We start from the raw sequence: 16,209 nt of genomic DNA, 5'->3' as shown, positions 1-16,209 counted from the left end.
ATATTCTGCTTAATTATCCGGATTGCATTCAGGGAGGAGTGATCATGCGAAAAATTTATTACGCGTTAGCGTTAATTGAAATAGCCACCGCATTAATAGCGTTAACTGCAATAAGTTCATCAGCGGCCTACGCCAGCGGATTTATTGAGGACTCATCGCTGAAAGGTAATGTTTTTTACTGGCAGCGTCAGCGAGATCGCAGAGACACCGATCCCGCCAGTGAATATCAGGGGCAGTATCGGGCTAATTTACATCATGCCTCGCTCAACAGTAATCTCGACTATCAGTCAGGCTATGCCGGAGAGTGGATTGGTCTGGACCTCGCCATTTTCGGTGCTGCTGAGCTTTCCAACAGCGGCCCCGCCGCACCCAATGAAATTGGCTTCAGCAAGGCGCGTACCCGCTGGGATGAAAAGTGGAATGGCGACAGCGGCGGTGCTTCTGTTTATAAAGCCGCACTGAAATTAAAATATAACGATTACTGGTTGCGTGCCGGTTATATTCAGCCAACCGGCCAGACAATTATTGCGCCACACTGGAGTTTTTTACCCGGAACCTATCGCGGCGTCGAAATTGGTGCGCTGTATGATTTCCAGCAGGCTGGTACATTATCGCTCTCCTGGATGTGGAGCGACAAATATAAAGCACCCTGGTATCGTGATTTATATAATTTTCGCCAGGCTGATGGCAAAACTTCTGTCAGCTACCTGCATTCGTTCGGTATGAAATATGACTTCAAAAATAATCTGGTGCTTGAGGGCGCATTTGGCCAGGCGGCGGATTATATGGATCAATATTTTGCCAAAGCCTCGTGGTCAGCTACGCCCGGTGGCAATGCACTTTACACCAGCTATCAGTTTTACGGGGCGCACGACAAAGTAGCGGGCGGTGCCGCTAATCCCCGTGATGTCTATGACGGCCTGGCCTGGTTACAGGCGATCACGGTCGGCTATACCGTCGGCCCGGTTGATCTGCGACTCGAAGGTAGCTGGGTCAAAGCAGAGGGGAATCAGGGCTTCTTCCTGCAGCGCATGACGCCAGGCTACGCCAGCTCCAATGGACGACTGGATATCTGGTGGGATGCCCGTTCCGACTGGAACGCCAATGGCGAAAAAGCGATCTTTGCCGGGGCGATGCTCGACTTAACGCCGTGGCAGCTGGCGGGATGGAAAGTAGGCGCATCGTACGTCTGGGGCTGGGATGCCAGACCCGCCACGCTGCCCACCGTTGACCAGAGCCAGCGGCTGAAAGAGTCCGCCTGGAACCTTGATCTGATCTATCAAATCCAGCAGGGCCGCGCCAAAGATACCCTGTTTAAACTGCATTACACCCGCTACGACAATCACAGCAATCTGCCCAGTTACAGCGGCGGTTACGGCAACATTTTTCAGGACGAGAAGGACATCAAATTTATGGTTATCGTGCCGTTTACACTGTTCTGACGCCCTGCAGACTCCCGGATATCTCTTCAGCAGCAAGGATGAATCAATATGTTTAAGTTAAGCCTTATCGCGCTCACTCTGCTGGGCGCTGCAGCCACAGGCCACGCCAGCTCGTCAGCGCAGCAGGTGGTGAATCAGATCAGCCAGTTTGGCGTCACTTATCAGGTGAACGATAATCAGGCCGCCCTGCATGGCACCGACTGCGCCGCGCTGGGTGCCGACTATGCCGCCTGCAATCGCGCCACCATTACCCTGACCAATAACGGCCCAGCCCTGACCGATAAACACTGGGCAATCTACATGAGCAACGTCCACCAGACGCTGCGGGTCGATAACGAACAGTTTAAAATGACCCATCTGGTCGGCGACCTGACCCGGCTGGAGCCGACTGAGAAGTTCACCGGCATTGGCGCGGGCGAATCGGTGCAGATTCCGATCGTTAACGAATACTGGCAGCTGTTTGCCACGGATGTGATGCCGCGCTGGTATGTGACGTCCGGGCAGGCCACCCCCAAAATCATTGTCAGCACCGATCATGAAGATCCCAGTCAGTTTGTGTTGCCGTTGGGGGATAACTGGCGACGCAGTGCCGATGACCGGAATATCCTGATGCAACCCGCCAGCCGGTTTGATAAAAACAGCGATGTTGCCACCCTGCCCGCCTCCGTGCTGCGCGGTCAAATCACACCCACGCCGCTTGAGGTGAAACTGCGTCCCCAGGATGCCGACCTCAGCCGTGGCGTCAGTCTGTCACTGACCGGGCTGACCCGTGAAACCGGTGAGGCGGTGAAGCAGCGTCTGGCCCTGCTCGGCCTGAAAGAAGATCCTGCCGGATTTGCTATTAAGACGCAGATCAAACCGGATCATTTCAGCGGGAAAAAGGCTAAACCGGGCGCATACGATCTGGATATCACTCCCCGCCGCGCCATCGTGGTGGGCTACGATGCTGCCGGTGCGTTCTATGGTCTGATGTCGATTCTCTCGCTGATACCCACCGAAGGCGCGCCGCGTATTGCCACGCTGGAAGCCCATGACGCGCCACGCTTTGCCTATCGCGGCGCGTTTCTTGACGTTGCCCGCAACTTTCACAGTAAACAGGCGGTCATGCGGCTGCTTGATCAGATGGCGGCCTGGAAGATGAACCGCTTCCACCTTCACCTCACTGACGATGAGGGCTGGCGGATTGAAATTCCCGGCTTACCGGAACTGACTGACGTGGGGGCTAAGCGCTGCCATGACCTGAGCGAACAGCGCTGCCTGCTGCCGCAGCTCGGTTCCGGTCCGTTCAGCGATAACAACGGCAGCGGCTATTTCAGTCGTGCCGACTACATCGAGATTGTGAAGTATGCGCAGGCCCGTCACATCCAAGTGATCCCGGAAATCGATATGCCCGCCCATGCCCGTGCCGCCGTCATCGCCATGGAAGCGCGCTATCAGCGGCTGATGAAGGAGGGACAATCTGAACAGGCCAGTGCGTATCGCCTGATTGATCCCACCGACGACTCCAATACCACCTCGGTGCAGCTCTATGATCGCACCAGCTATCTCAATCCCTGCATTGCGGGTTCACAGCGGTTTGTCGATAAAGTGATCGGTGAAGTTCAGGCGATGCACCGGGAAGCGGGACAGCCGCTCGACGTCTGGCATTTTGGCGGTGACGAAGCGAAGAATATCCGGCTGGGTGCTGGCTACTCGGATAAACGCGACCCTAAACCGGGCACCGGTCTGCGCGACTGGAGTAAAGAAGATCTGCCGTGGGCGAAATCGCAGGTTTGTCAGGCGCTGGTGAAGAGCGGCAAAGTGGACGATCTGGCGCACCTGCCGAGCTACTTTGCCCTGACCGTCAGTGACATCGTTAACCGACACGGTATTGGCAAAATGCAGGCCTGGCAGGATGGTTTAAAACATGCCAAAGATTCAGCAGCCTTTGCCACACCGCGCGTCGCGGTCAACTTCTGGGACACCCTCTACTGGGGCGGTTTTGACACAGCCAGCGACTGGTCACAGAAAGGTTACGACGTGGTGATCTCCAGCCCCGATTATCTCTATCTGGATTTTCCGTATGAAGTTAACCCGCTGGAGCGCGGCTATTACTGGGGCACGCGCTTCAACGACGAGCGCAAAATCTTTGGGTTCGCGCCGGACAACCTGCCGCAGAATGCTGAAACCTCGGTGGATCGCGATGGCAACTTTTTCAGCGCCAAATCAGAGAAGCCCTGGAGCGGTGCTTACGGCATTTCGGCCCAGCTGTGGAGCGAAACGGTACGCACTGACGCTCAAATGGAGCACATGATCTATCCTCGCCTGTTTGCAGTAGCGGAACGAAGCTGGCACCGCGCCAGCTGGGAGCAGGATTACAAGGCAGGTCAGGAGTATGTGGGGGGTAAAACCCATCTGGTCGATCAGCAGGCGCGTCTGAATGACTGGCAGCGATTTGCCAATCTGCTGGGACAGCGGGAACTGGCGAAGCTGGATAAGGCGGGCATCGATTATCGCCTGCCGGTGCCGGGAGCCAGGATCGTTGATGGCATCCTGTCGATGAATGTGGCCCTACCGGGCGTTACGCTGGAGTACAGCCTGGACAAGGGCACAAACTGGCAGCGCTACGATGCCACCAGACCGCCGCAGGTCAGCGGTGCGGTGGCAATTCGCTCGGTGAGCCGCGACGGGCAGCACACCAGCCGCGTTGAATCCCTGTAGCGCGTTGAATCCCTGTAGAAAGCGAAGTGTGAACGGGCTGAGAAGCCAGCGTTTGAATATGAAAAAGGCCGACAGAAGTCTAATGGCAGTCAGTTAAGCGACAGGGGATAACGCAGTCTGGTGCCGGGCAGGGGCTGGCGGTCCTCGCGCCGCTGCGCGGTTCCTTCACTTCATTCGCCTGCCTGACGGACCGCCGGGGATGGCACATCCTGTGCCGCCCCGCCTTTCGCCCGCGTCCTGCGGGCTCTCCTGGCAGACTCATTCTGTTCAGCGCTGCGGATTACCTGCCCCTGCCCGGCCCCAGCCTGCTCTGAAACTTCAGTGTGTATTGTTAAAAAGGGCACGATAGTGAAGGCCTGAGCGCCGCTGTTGCTCGCTCGCCCAGAAAAAAGGCTGCCACGTTTGACCGTGGCAGCCTTTACAAATCTGATCTTAACTGATCAGCATTAGACAGCAGTCGGCCCTTTCACACCTAAACCAGCTTCTCTTCGGGGACCGGCTCCGCACCCGCCATCTGCTGACGGCGCTCGATAATCATGGTCTGCGGCGTAGAGAGCAGAATGCCCTCTTTACGCAGACGCGTCAGAATATCGAACAGCAGGTCGCTCTTCGCCCCTGCGATCTGGCGCTGACCCGCCACGTTACCGGTGACGCTCAGTATAATTCCCTGCTGAGTCAGATCTTTAAACGAAACGGATGGCTCTGGCGTCTCCAGAATGCGTTCATTTTCGTTGTAGACCTCCAGCAGGATATCGCGCACTTTCGCCGGATCGATGTCGAGCGGGAACGTCAGCGTAATCGTGACCACCCCCTGCGCATTACCCATGGTGGCATTTCGCACGTTCTGCGAGATAAACTGCGAGTTTGGCACAATCACCGTGGATTTATCGCCCAGCTGGATCTCGGTGGCGCGCACGTTAATCCGGCGGATATCCCCTTCGATACCGCTGATGCTCACCAGATCGCCAACCTTCACTGGCCGCTCGGTCAACAGAATCAGCCCCGAGATAAAGTTCTTCACAATCTCCTGTAAGCCAAAACCGATACCTACCGACAAGGCACTGACGATCCAGGCCAGCTTATTCCACTGCAGGCCCATGATCGACAACGTCAGCAGGATAATCAGCACATAACCGATGTTGCTGAACAGCGTCACCAGCGACACCCGCATGCCCACATCCATGGTGGTTTTCGGCAGAAAATCAGTGTCGAGCCAGCGGCGCACCGTTCGCAGCACATAGATGCCGACGATCAGGCAGATAATCGCATTCACCATATGCGCCGGGACGATATTCAGGGATTCAAGCCCTTTACCGCCCCAGAACTCAATCACTTTTTGCAGCAGCTCAATCGGCGTTGAAGAGGCAAAGGTCCCGTTGACCAGCGCCAGCGCCACAACCAGCACCAGGAAGGTTTTACCGATGGCCGTCAGCAACGTAGCCGTTTGCTGCAGATGGCGCTCATTGATGTTAAGCGAACTCTGAATACGGCGACCGGTTGCGTTACTGGTCGAGAACAGGCTCTCACAGCCATCGTTGAGCAGATGACTGAGGAAGTAGAACGAACCAAACAGCAGGCCGCACCAGATCACTTCATAACTCAGGAAGCGTGCCAGCGTGACGTAACCGATGAGCAGTGACACCAGAATGGCGATGCCGGTCAGCGTCAGGCCCATCTGGATCAGTCCGACCAGCGTAGAGCGAGCCTCTGGTGGTGTGCCCGCCTGGGTCATACGGCGACGAACCCGGTTGGTGCGCATGCTGATCGCCAGCGCGGTAGTACCAATCAGCAGTGCCGTCAGCCCGTTGGCAAAAATGGTGGTATTCAGGCTGGTGCCGACGCTGTAGTTAAACGCTTCGACCGTCTGGAAGATAAAGACCAGCACGGCGGTAATCGGTGGAAACGGTTTTAACGCCATCGCCACTTCATTGGAGATGGTCGGTAAACGCCAGCTGGGTCGACGGGTAGAGAGGAAAGCGCGTCCCAGTCCGGCAATCAGGCCACAAAAGACACTGAGCCGAACCAGTTGATCCACAAAGTCCTGAACGTTTTCAGAAACCTCATCACGGCGGGTAAAGGCCAGGGCGATAAAGTTAAAGGTGAGGACGACAGCCACCAGGGTGGTCAGGGCTATCGCTGCCGCCAGGAAACTGCGGCGCAGCTTCCCTTCCGGCAGTTTGTGAATGCTAATCCAGGCCAGAAACTCTTCGCTGTAACGACGGCCAGCCGTCATCACCAGCATGGCAGCCAGCAGCCAGAAGACACTGCCCACGCGCCAGCCCGGCTCCCATGAGAGTGCCGCAGTGTCCTGCAACTCCTGCAGGAATTCACCGATTTTCTCGCCATCCAGATCCTGACTATTGAGCAGTGGTGACCAGAAGCGCGGCCCCAGAATGGTGCCGGAGTTCAGCGCCAGCTGGCTTTTCAGCTGATCGCGGCGCAGGTTAACAATCTGCGAGGAGAGCATCAGCGCGCCATTTTTAATGCCTTCGGCCTGTTTAATCTGATCGTCGAGTTTGCTTTTCTGACTCTCCAGCGCGTTACGCTTGCGCGTCACTTCCGACGTCTCTTTTACGCCGCTGTCGGCTTTAGGTGCCGGCCCCAGAACCTGCAACTGGGCGTCCAGTTGCTGGCGATCGGGGAGCAGCGCCTGGCCCAGCGTGTCGGCACTGCCTGAGAGCTCAAGCGCCATTTCATTCAGCTGAGTCAGCTTGTTTTCGCCAGCATCAACGGAGACCTGACTTTTGATTTTATCGAGGATCTTCTGCATTTTCGGCAGTTCAACCGCAGCATTCAGCTTCGGCGGCGCATCCTGTTCCTGAGCAGCACTGGCCTTATCATCCGCGGCCAGCGTCAGCGCCGGGGCAAACGCCACCAGCGCCAGCATTAACAATGCAAAAAAGGATCGTAGCTTAAACATATGAGTAAGATTCCGGCAGCTTAAATCAGGCGATCGTCCCTCGCCAGTCGCGCGTAGTGTAGGGCTTTGCAAGGGATGGCAATATAGGAATAACGGGCATTTTTCGGGCTAATTCGGTGCAGACAGAGGCGTGAAACTCACTCTACGCCTCTGCCTGCATCATTCCGGATACCCGCTCAGCCTGCAGGTAATGCCAGTGTCCGCAGCGCGTAACACCGGTTGTTTTCTACTCAACGTCGGCGCTGCTGGCCCCATTACTGGCAACCTGGCCCGATTTTTGTTTTTTATATGCCAGCGCGGCAGCCGGCACCGGCGCCGCTTTACCGGTCTCAATCCAGCTGCGCAGACGGTTAGCGTCGGCGAAGTGGGTATATTTGCCAAAGGCATCCAGCACCACCAGCGCCACCGGACGATTATTAATCATGGTGCGCATCACCAGGCAGTGGCCCGCCTCATCGGTGTAACCGGTTTTGGTCAGCTGAATGTGCCAGTCATCTTTATAGACCAGATGGTTGGTGTTGCGGAACGGCAGCGCATAGCTCGGATGGGCAAACACTGCCGTCTCCTCTTTAGTGGTGCTGAGCGCGCCAAGCAGCGGATATTCCCGCGTTGCTTTGAGTAATTTAACCAGATCCTGGGCGCTGGAGACGTTTTGCGTCGACAGGCCGGTTGGCTCCACGTAGCGGGTCTGTTTCATGCCCAGTGACCGCGCTTTCGCGTTCATCGCCCGGATAAAGGCGTTATAGCCGCCCGGATAAGCATGAGCCAGGCTGGCGGCGGCGCGGTTTTCCGAGGACATCAGCGCCAGCAGCAGCATATTCCGGCGGCTGATCTGGCTGTTGAGCTTAACGCGTGAGAAGACACCCCGCATTTCCGGCGTCTGGCTGACATCGACGGTTATCATCTCGTTCATCGGCAGATGCGCATCCAGCACCACCATAGCAGTCATCAGCTTGGTGATGGAGGCAATGGGCCTGACCCGGTCAGGGTGGCTGGAAAACAGCACTTTATTGGTCGTGAGATCGACAATCATCGCACTGCCAGAGGCGATCTGCGGCTGAGCAATCGGCGCCAGTTGCGACAGCGACGTCGTCGCCTGCGCCGGCAGTGAAACAATCTGCCCTGAAACGAGCAGCGCCAGCGAAAGCAGGGTGGAACGAATTTTTGCAGGCATCGTAGAAAAAACCCGGTTATGAATATGTACTGTGTCAGACCGACACAGGCCGCCCGCTTCAGTGAGGTCGGAGCGCGGGCTGGCGGCGATATCATACCCGTAAGGTTAAGAAATTTCCTGGTGAGAGTGTTTCCGGGCGTAAAAAGAGAACTGCCGCCAGAGCGGCGGCAGCGATCGGTCAGAACAGATGCGGTCCATATCCCCACAGCACCACGGTTAATGCCAGTAATACTTCAAATACCAGCACGCCGATGGCCAGCGTTGAACCGGAAAAGCGCAGACTCTCTTCGCGGTCGATATTCAGAAACAGTGGAATGCCGATATAGAGCAGATAACCGGTGTAGAGCAGCGCCAGCGCGCCCGCCAGCACGCAGAGCCAGACCAGCGGATAGAGCGCCACCAGCCCGCTGAGAAACAGCGGCGTGGCCACATAGCCCGCAAACACCGTACAGCGCTGTACGCCGGGGCGCTGCGGATAATCACGTGCCATCCAGTGAATCACGCGTCCCATTACCGCGACGCCACCCAGAATAATCAGATAGAACAGAATGCCAAGCCCAATCCCGGTCAACAGGTTGAGTTGCACATATTGCCCCTCGCCCAGATTCCAGCCCAGCTGAGTTGTGCCGATAAAGGCGCAGATCACCGGAATCGCCGCCATCAGCAGAACATGGTGGGTGTAATGGTGCGATACGCTCTCATTCTCTTGCTTGATATGACGCATTTCCTGATTCGGATGCGCCAGCAGACCCCAGACATGATTCATAGATTCACTCCTCTGATGCAGTGGGCCGCCCGATGATGCATCCGTCTTTGGGGGCAGCGTCCTCTCAAGTATAAACGGCAGCGAAACTTTCGTGGTGATCGGACAAAAAAACAGCATAAATAAACGGACCCATGAGGCATGGGCGGAAGCGAAGCCAAATCGCGTATAGACTGGAAGAAACAGTCACTGAACAGGGAGGGTCATTTTGCATCTGGATATCAACGCATTAATTACGCAGTACGGTTATCTGGCACTTTTTATTGGCTGTATCGCCGAGGGGGAAACATTTACGTTGCTGGGCGGCGTCGCCGCGCATGAGGGGCTGCTGCATTACGTGGGAGTGGTGCTGGCCGCGATGGGTGGCGGTATTGTCGGCGATCAACTGCTCTACTGGGTCGGTCGCCGCTGGGGCACGCAGATCCTGCGCCGCTTTAAAAAGCATCAGGATAAAGTGGTCAAGGCGAACCGCCTGATTAAACGCCGTCCCAGCCTGTTTGTGATTGGCGTGCGCTTTATGTATGGCTTTCGACTGATTGGCCCAATCATCATCGGGGCCAGCCGCCTCAATCCGATGAAGTTTTTTATTCTTAACGTCATCGGGGCAGCCATCTGGGCGCTGATTTTTGTCACGCTGGGTTATTTCGCGGGCGGTATCATCGCGCCGTGGCTGCATAAACTCGACCAGCATCTGAAGCATCTGCTATGGCTGGTCGGCGCAGTGGTATTCGCCTTTGCGCTGCGCTGGGTGATCCGCCGCTGGCACAACCGTCGTGCCGACCAGGAATAAATGAACCACGGATTCGCCAGCAGACGCCACCGGCTATAAGAGAGAGCTGACCGGTGGCACAGGTCGCCGACGCTGAGCAGCGCCAGGCGACCCTGCTGGCGATTTCCCATGTCTCACCCGCCCTCACCCCTTCCCTGCCTCATTCAACCATACGTTAACCATCTGTGCCCAAACGAAGCCGCATCAGATGGCTCAGCTATAGTTAGGATGGACACTGACAGGGAGATGAGGATGAGTAAGGTAAAACGTAAGATTGAAGACCATGGCGTCATCGGAGATTTGCGCACCTGCGCGCTGGTCGCGAATGATGGCACCATTGATTATCTCTGCTGGCCGGAACTCGACAGCCCGTCGGTCTTTGCCGCCCTGCTCGACAGCGATGATGCCGGGCTTTTCTCCCTGGCCCCTGACTGGCCCAATGCGCGACGTCAGCAGCTCTACCTGCCCGATACCAACATCCTGCAGACCCGCTGGCTGGATGATGAAGGCGTGGCGGAGATTACCGACTACATGCCGATTTGTGATGACAAGGACAAGCTGCCGCGTCTGATCCGGCGGGTCAAAATGGTACGCGGCAGCGCGACCTTTAGCCTGCGCTGTTCACCGCGCCACGACTATGCCCGGGCGCAGACCCGCGCAGAGGCGCACAACGGCTGTATCGATTTTCATGCCGAAGGCCAGCCGTCGTTGCGTCTCGCCGCCAGCGTGGTGATGACGCTGGAGGATGAGAGCGCGACCGCCCTCTTCACGTTACAACCCGGTGAACATGCGCAGTTTGAATTTGGCAGCGTGGATGATGCGCATATCGAAGCCCTGACCACCGAACACTGCTTTGAAGAGACGCTGAACTACTGGCGACGCTGGAGCGCCCACAGTAACTATCAGGGACGCTGGCGCGAAATGGTGCAGCGTTCGGCGCTGGTCCTCAAACTGCTGACCTCACATCAGCACGGCTCTATTGCGGCGGCAGCGACCTTTGGCCTGCCCGAAGAGCTGGGCGGTGAACGCAACTGGGACTATCGCGCCTCCTGGATCCGTGACGCCTCGTTCAGCATGTATGCCCTGATGCGGCTGGGCTATATCGATGAAGCCAAACACTTTACCCACTGGGTTGGTCGCTGCGTTGAAAACAGCCATCATGATGAGATGCGCCTGCAGGTCATGTACCGGCTGGACAGCGGCACCGAACTGCACGAGATGGAGCTGCTGAATCTCTCCGGCTATGCCGACTCCCGTCCGGTGCGCATCGGCAATGACGCCTGGCAGCAGACACAGCTCGATATCTATGGCGAGCTGATGGATGCGGTCTATCTGGCCAATAAATATGGTGAGGCGATCTCCCAGCGCGGCTGGGAACATGTCGTCAAAATGATCGACTGGCTGTGTGATAACTGGGATCAGCCCGATGCCGGTATCTGGGAGATGCGCGGTGAACCGGAACATTTCCTGCACTCGCGTCTGATGTGCTGGGTGGCGATGGATCGCGCGCTGCGTCTGGGCATGAAGCGATCGCTGCCGATGCCTTATGAACGCTGGGATCGGGCGCGCCGGGAGATCCGCGAGGATATCTGGGCTAACTTCTGGAACAGTGAGCGGGGTCACTTCTCTTCGACCCGTCATGGCGAACATCTCGACGCCTCAATGCTGCTGATGCCGCTGGTGCGTTTTGTGGGAGCCACCGACCCGGACTGGATTGCCACGCTGGATGCGATCAAAACCAATCTGGTCAGCGACGGTATGGTGCGCCGTTACAATACGCATGAGACGCCCGCCGATGGCCTGAAAGGCTCAGAAGGGTCGTTCGGAGCCTGCTCCTTCTGGTATGTCGAGTGTCTGGCGCGCGCGGGCCGGATTCAGGAAGCGCATTTTGAATTTGAAAAGTTGCTGAGCTACGCCAATCCACTGGGCCTCTACGCGGAGGAGTTTGACAGCCACGGCCATGCGCTGGGCAACACGCCGCAGGCGCTGACCCATCTGGCGTTAATCAGTGCCGCCTTTTTCCTGAACCGCAAACTCAGCGGCGAACAAACGCAGTGGCAACCTTAGTCAGGGATAACCCCGGAAAGCCCCATTTTTAGCGCCCTGCTTTACGGAAATGCGCTAACATCCGCGGTGAATTTACGTAAAGTATTGCAGGCAGGTTAAAATCCCGATTCACAACGTCAGATTAATGAACATATAATGCGCAGCAGGTCACATTGGCCAGCATGAATTCGACACACTGAACAGCCTGAAATATGGCGATAAAGAATTGTAAAATATGAAAATCATTCGCGCTTTCGCTTCAATCGCACTGGCTCTGGCGGCCTTCAGCCAGTCAGCCTTTGCTGTGGTTTACCCGTTACCGCCGGCCAACAGTCGTCTGATCGGCGAAAATATCGAAATTACTGTCCCTGAAGACAGCAAACTGCCGCTGGAAGCTTTTGCGGCGCAGTACCAGATGGGCCTCAGCAATATGCTGGAAGCCAATCCGGGCGTTGACGTTTATCTGCCTAAGGCTGGCAGCAAAATGATCATCCCACAGCAGCTGATCCTGCCGGACGCACCGCGTGAAGGCATTGTGATTAACAGCGCGGAGATGCGTCTTTACTACTATCCGAAAGGCAGCAAAACCGTGGTGGTGTTGCCTATTGGTATCGGTGAACTGGGTAAAGATACCCCGATTAACTGGACCACAGCGGTAGAACGTAAAAAAGATGGCCCGACCTGGACGCCAACCAAAGGCATGCATGCGGATTACGCGGCGCGCGGTGAAACCCTGCCAGCGGTCTTCCCGCCAGGCCCGGATAACCCGATGGGCCTGTATGCGCTCTATATCGGTCGTCTCTATGCGATTCACGGCACCAACGCCAACTTCGGTATCGGCCTGCGCGTGAGCCATGGTTGTGTGCGTCTGCGCGCTGACGATATTAAATGGCTGTATCAGAACGTGCCGGTCGGCACGCGCGTACAGTTTGTTGATCAGCCGGTAAAAGCGACCGTGGAGCCAGACGGTTCACGGTATGTAGAAGTGCATAACCCGCTGTCGACCACCGAAGAGCAGTTCAACTCGCGTGAGCTGGTGCCGATTACGCTGAATCAGGCGGTGAGCAAAGTTCTGGTTGATGCCAGCGTCAATCAGGATCAGGTTAATGGCGCGATTCAGGGCCGTACCGGTATGCCAGTAAAAGTGAACGGCGTGGAGAACAACATCCAGACTGCGCCAGTTCCGATGCCGGAAAATCCGCAGGCTGTGCCACAGGAAGAGCCAATGACGCCAGTCACCTCTCAGGGTGCAAACAGTGATGCCGCGCAGCCACAGCAGCCGGCCACTGAGCCAGCCGCACCGGCCGCTCCGGTAACACCAGCAGCACCTGCAGCCGCGGCCAATACCAGCTCGTAATTGCCGCCCTGCTTGCAGAAGCCAGCGCCTGTCGCTGGCTTTTTTATTGCCTGCGTTTCCGCATTTTTCCCCGCACTCCGCTCAGAATGCCCCGTCCGACGATCATTAATCTGTCATATAAAGCGCGTATCACACTGCGTTGACCCGGTGCAAATCAGCATCCGGCATCAGCCACCAGAGGTACACCATGAGCGAAAACAGTCTCTCGTCCTCATCAGCCCGAGGTCGCCCCGATTTCAACGGCAAAAATAGCCGTTTCAGTAAACCGCTGTTCTTTATTCTGCTGGTTGCCGGACTGGCGTTCGCTGGCCTCAATCTGGTCAGCGATGTTGAAGAGACCAATATGCCGGTCACCAGCTATCTGCCGTTCTTTCTGCTGGGGCTGGCACTGCTGATTGCGCTCGGCTTTGAGTTCGTGAATGGCTTTCACGATACCGCCAATGCCGTGGCGACCGTGATCTACACCCATTCGCTGACGCCCGGCGTCGCGGTGGTCTGGTCCGGTTTCTGTAACTTTCTGGGTGTGCTGCTCTCCAGCGGCGTGGTGGCGTTTGGCATTATCTCACTGCTGCCGGTGGAGTTGATCCTGCAAGCCAGCAGCGGCAGCGGGTTTGCCATGGTCTATGCGCTGCTCTTCTCAGCGATTATCTGGAACCTGGGCACCTGGTATTTAGGGCTGCCGTCGTCGTCGTCCCATACGCTGATCGGCTCGATCATCGGCGTCGGCGTTGCCAATGCGATGCTGCACGGACGCAGCGGTCTGAGCGGGGTTGACTGGGATCAGGCCTTGAAGGTCGGCTATGCACTGCTGCTGTCGCCGGTGGTCGGCTTTGTCTGCGCCGGGCTGCTGCTGTGGGTGATGAAACTGTTTATCCGCAATCGCCAGCTTTATCAGGCGCCGGAAAGCAATCAGCCGCCACCGGTCTGGATCCGCGGCCTGCTGATCCTGACCTGTACCGGCGTGTCGTTTGCGCACGGCTCCAACGATGGTCAGAAAGGGATGGGGCTGATTATGCTGATCCTGGTGGGCACCATGCCGATCGCCTACGCCCTGAACCGATCGCTACCACCCGATCAGATCCCGCGCGTCGCGGCGCTGAACGAAGTGACCGCCCATCAGCTGCTGCAACTGCAGCCCGCGTCAGCCAATCCTCCACCGGCCCGTGAGGTACTGACCGGCTTTGTTGGCAGCAACAGCATGAATCCCGACGTGCTGCCCGCGCTGGCGATGACGCTGCGCGAAGTCGGCGATGAGATTCGTCGTTACGGTTCAATGGAAAACATTCCAGCCCAGGCGGTGACCAATACCCGCAACCAGATGTATCTGGCGTCAGAATCGATCAAGCATCTGCAGGGCGCCGAGGTCAGACTGCCGCAGGAGACGGAACGCAACCTTAAGGCAGTGAAAACGGAACTCGACAGCGCCACCCGCTTTATTCCGATGTGGGTGAAAGTGGTGGTGGCGATTGCGCTGGGACTGGGCACCATGGTCGGCTGGCGCCGGATTGTGGTCACCGTGGGAGAACGGATCGGTAAAACCCATCTGAGCTATGCCCAGGGCGCCAGCGCCGAACTGGTGGCGATGATGACCATTGGCGCGGCAGACGGTTTCGGTTTACCGGTTTCTACCACCCACGTGCTCTCATCCGGCGTGGCGGGCACCATGGCGGCGAACCGTTCCGGCTTGCAGCTCTCGACGCTGCGTAACCTGGCCGTCGCCTGGATTTTAACGCTGCCGGTTTCTATTCTGCTCTCTGCCCTGCTCTACTGGGCGTTCAGCCATTTTTAACGGTTTGCGGCTTATCGTCATTCAGGCGATAAGCCGCTGCTGCCAGTAAAGCCGCAGGGTAATCAGTAGCGCTCCCAGCACCATCAACGCCGCCGCCAGATAGACTGACTGCATCCCCCAGTGTCCGATAAGCAATCCCGCCACCGGGCCGGTTAAACCCAGGCCCAGATCGAGAAAAGCGGAATAGGTGCCCAGCGCCGAGCCCTGATCCTGGCGCTCAACCCGTTTAACCGCCTCAACGCCCAGTGCCGGAAAGACCAGCGAAAATCCGCTGCCGGTAAGGAATGCGCCCGCCCCTACCAGCCAGGCGCTGTCCGCCTGCCAGATAATCAGCAGTCCCAGGCACTCCAGCAGGAATGAGAAGAGCGACACGCGCAGCCCGCCGAAACGGGTAATAAAGCGACCAAACCCCAGACGCACCAGCACAAAACCCAGGCTGAACAGCGTCAGCGCATAGGCCGCGCCCTGCCAGTCACGGCTGGCAAAATAGAGGGTGATAAAGGTGGCGATAACGCCAAAACCGATGGTGCCGAAGCCCAGCGCCAGACCATAAAGCCAGACGCGGGAGAAGACGCGGTGAAACGGAATGCGCTCGCCCACACTGACCGTCACCGCCGGTTTGCGACTGGCCATCAGATAGCCCGCCACGCCCATCAGCGCAATCAGCCCGGCAAATCCACTCATACCAAATTCACTGTTCAGCAGCACACCCAGCGGTGCACCGACGGCCATTGCCAGATAGGTCGCAACACCGTTCCAGGAGATCACGCGCGCGGTCTGCATTGGCCCGACGATGTTCATACCCCACAGGGTAGAGCCGGTGCTGCTGAAGCTTTCACCTACGCCGAGAAACAGCCGCCCGATGGCCAGCAGCGCCAGACTCAGCCATGGCCAGCCGCTCAGCAGTGCGGCCACGATAGTCAGCACCCCGCTCATGCCGCAGCAGAGCAGTCCCAGCATCACCACCCGCTTTGGCCCAAGGCGATCGGCCAGACGGCCCGACTGCGGACGGCTGAGCAGCGTCGCAAAATATTGAATGCTGATAATCAGTCCGGCGATAAAGGAGCTGAAGCCAAGATGATTTTTGACGAAGCCTGGCAGCACGGCCAGCGGCAGTCCGACAGAGAGATAGCAGAAGAAGGTGAAGATAATAACGGAGAGGATTCGTTTGTTGAGCTGGCTGTTGCTCAACACAGCGGAGTCAGACATAGCAGGCAAGGGGTCCAGGAAATTTTTCCCACTATACCGT

At 57.3% G+C, this 16,209-nt stretch carries 10 protein-coding genes; 6 read left to right on the top strand and 4 right to left on the bottom strand.

Annotated elements, in window-relative coordinates:
• Positions 1-44: 44 nt before the first annotated feature.
• On the top strand, positions 45-1,442 hold the full coding sequence (locus NR201_RS04570) for an OprD family outer membrane porin (protein ID WP_256849410.1): 1,398 nt from the start codon (positions 45-47) through the stop codon (positions 1,440-1,442).
• A gap of 48 nt (positions 1,443-1,490) precedes the next feature.
• Positions 1,491-4,142: a beta-N-acetylhexosaminidase gene (locus NR201_RS04565; RefSeq protein WP_256849409.1), complete on the top strand. Its 2,652-nt coding sequence runs from the start codon at positions 1,491-1,493 to the stop codon at positions 4,140-4,142.
• Positions 4,143-4,614: 472 nt separating this feature from the next.
• Here the strand turns inward: NR201_RS04565 and NR201_RS04560 are convergent, their stop codons facing one another.
• The 3 genes from NR201_RS04560 to NR201_RS04550 form a co-directional block, all read right to left on the bottom strand.
• On the bottom strand, positions 4,615-7,062 hold the full coding sequence (locus NR201_RS04560; protein WP_064704689.1) for a DUF3772 domain-containing protein: 2,448 nt from the start codon (positions 7,060-7,062) through the stop codon (positions 4,615-4,617).
• Between the two features lie 226 nt (positions 7,063-7,288).
• On the bottom strand, positions 7,289-8,236 hold the full coding sequence (gene pbpG, locus NR201_RS04555) for a D-alanyl-D-alanine endopeptidase (protein WP_010669685.1): 948 nt from the start codon (positions 8,234-8,236) through the stop codon (positions 7,289-7,291).
• A gap of 178 nt (positions 8,237-8,414) precedes the next feature.
• Positions 8,415-9,002 carry a Yip1 family protein gene (locus NR201_RS04550; protein ID WP_010260296.1) on the bottom strand — a complete coding sequence of 196 codons (588 nt, stop codon included), beginning with the start codon at positions 9,000-9,002 and terminating at the stop codon, positions 8,415-8,417.
• A gap of 205 nt (positions 9,003-9,207) precedes the next feature.
• Between NR201_RS04550 and NR201_RS04545 the strand changes: the two genes are divergently transcribed.
• The 4 genes from NR201_RS04545 (at position 9,208) to NR201_RS04530 (ending at position 14,960) form a co-directional block, all read left to right on the top strand.
• Positions 9,208-9,789, top strand: coding sequence for a DedA family protein (locus tag NR201_RS04545; RefSeq protein WP_010260294.1), 582 nt, complete (start codon positions 9,208-9,210; stop codon positions 9,787-9,789).
• Positions 9,790-10,020: 231 nt separating this feature from the next.
• Positions 10,021-11,835: a glycoside hydrolase family 15 protein gene (locus NR201_RS04540; RefSeq protein ID WP_143789247.1), complete on the top strand. Its 1,815-nt coding sequence runs from the start codon at positions 10,021-10,023 to the stop codon at positions 11,833-11,835.
• Between the two features lie 214 nt (positions 11,836-12,049).
• Entirely contained in the window at positions 12,050-13,171 is a 1,122-nt protein-coding gene (locus NR201_RS04535; RefSeq protein ID WP_010260287.1) for a L,D-transpeptidase family protein, read from the top strand.
• Positions 13,172-13,358: 187 nt separating this feature from the next.
• Positions 13,359-14,960 (top strand): inorganic phosphate transporter, encoded by a 1,602-nt coding sequence (locus NR201_RS04530; protein WP_033785492.1) that lies wholly within the window; start codon positions 13,359-13,361, stop codon positions 14,958-14,960.
• Positions 14,961-14,981: 21 nt separating this feature from the next.
• On the opposite strand, the gene NR201_RS04525 is transcribed toward NR201_RS04530, so the two are convergent.
• Positions 14,982-16,169, bottom strand: coding sequence for an MFS transporter (locus NR201_RS04525; RefSeq protein ID WP_010260279.1), 1,188 nt, complete (start codon positions 16,167-16,169; stop codon positions 14,982-14,984).
• Positions 16,170-16,209: the final 40 nt, after the last annotated feature.

The organism is Pantoea sp. Fr-CA_6, from assembly GCF_024520895.1.
Lineage (GTDB): Bacteria > Pseudomonadota > Gammaproteobacteria > Enterobacterales > Enterobacteriaceae > Pantoea > Pantoea agglomerans.
This window is presented reverse-complemented; position numbering and strand designations above follow the sequence as displayed.

Coding starts and splice junctions, on each gene's coding strand:
- NR201_RS04540 (WP_143789247.1), top strand. CDS start 10,021: ATGAGTAAGGTAAAACGTAAGATTGAAGACCATGGCGTCATCGGAGAT.
- pbpG (WP_010669685.1), bottom strand. CDS start 8,236: ATGCCTGCAAAAATTCGTTCCACCCTGCTTTCGCTGGCGCTGCTCGTT.
- NR201_RS04565 (WP_256849409.1), top strand. CDS start 1,491: ATGTTTAAGTTAAGCCTTATCGCGCTCACTCTGCTGGGCGCTGCAGCC.
- NR201_RS04570 (WP_256849410.1), top strand. CDS start 45: ATGCGAAAAATTTATTACGCGTTAGCGTTAATTGAAATAGCCACCGCA.
- NR201_RS04535 (WP_010260287.1), top strand. CDS start 12,050: ATGAAAATCATTCGCGCTTTCGCTTCAATCGCACTGGCTCTGGCGGCC.
- NR201_RS04550 (WP_010260296.1), bottom strand. CDS start 9,002: ATGAATCATGTCTGGGGTCTGCTGGCGCATCCGAATCAGGAAATGCGT.
- NR201_RS04530 (WP_033785492.1), top strand. CDS start 13,359: ATGAGCGAAAACAGTCTCTCGTCCTCATCAGCCCGAGGTCGCCCCGAT.
- NR201_RS04525 (WP_010260279.1), bottom strand. CDS start 16,169: ATGTCTGACTCCGCTGTGTTGAGCAACAGCCAGCTCAACAAACGAATC.
- NR201_RS04560 (WP_064704689.1), bottom strand. CDS start 7,062: ATGTTTAAGCTACGATCCTTTTTTGCATTGTTAATGCTGGCGCTGGTG.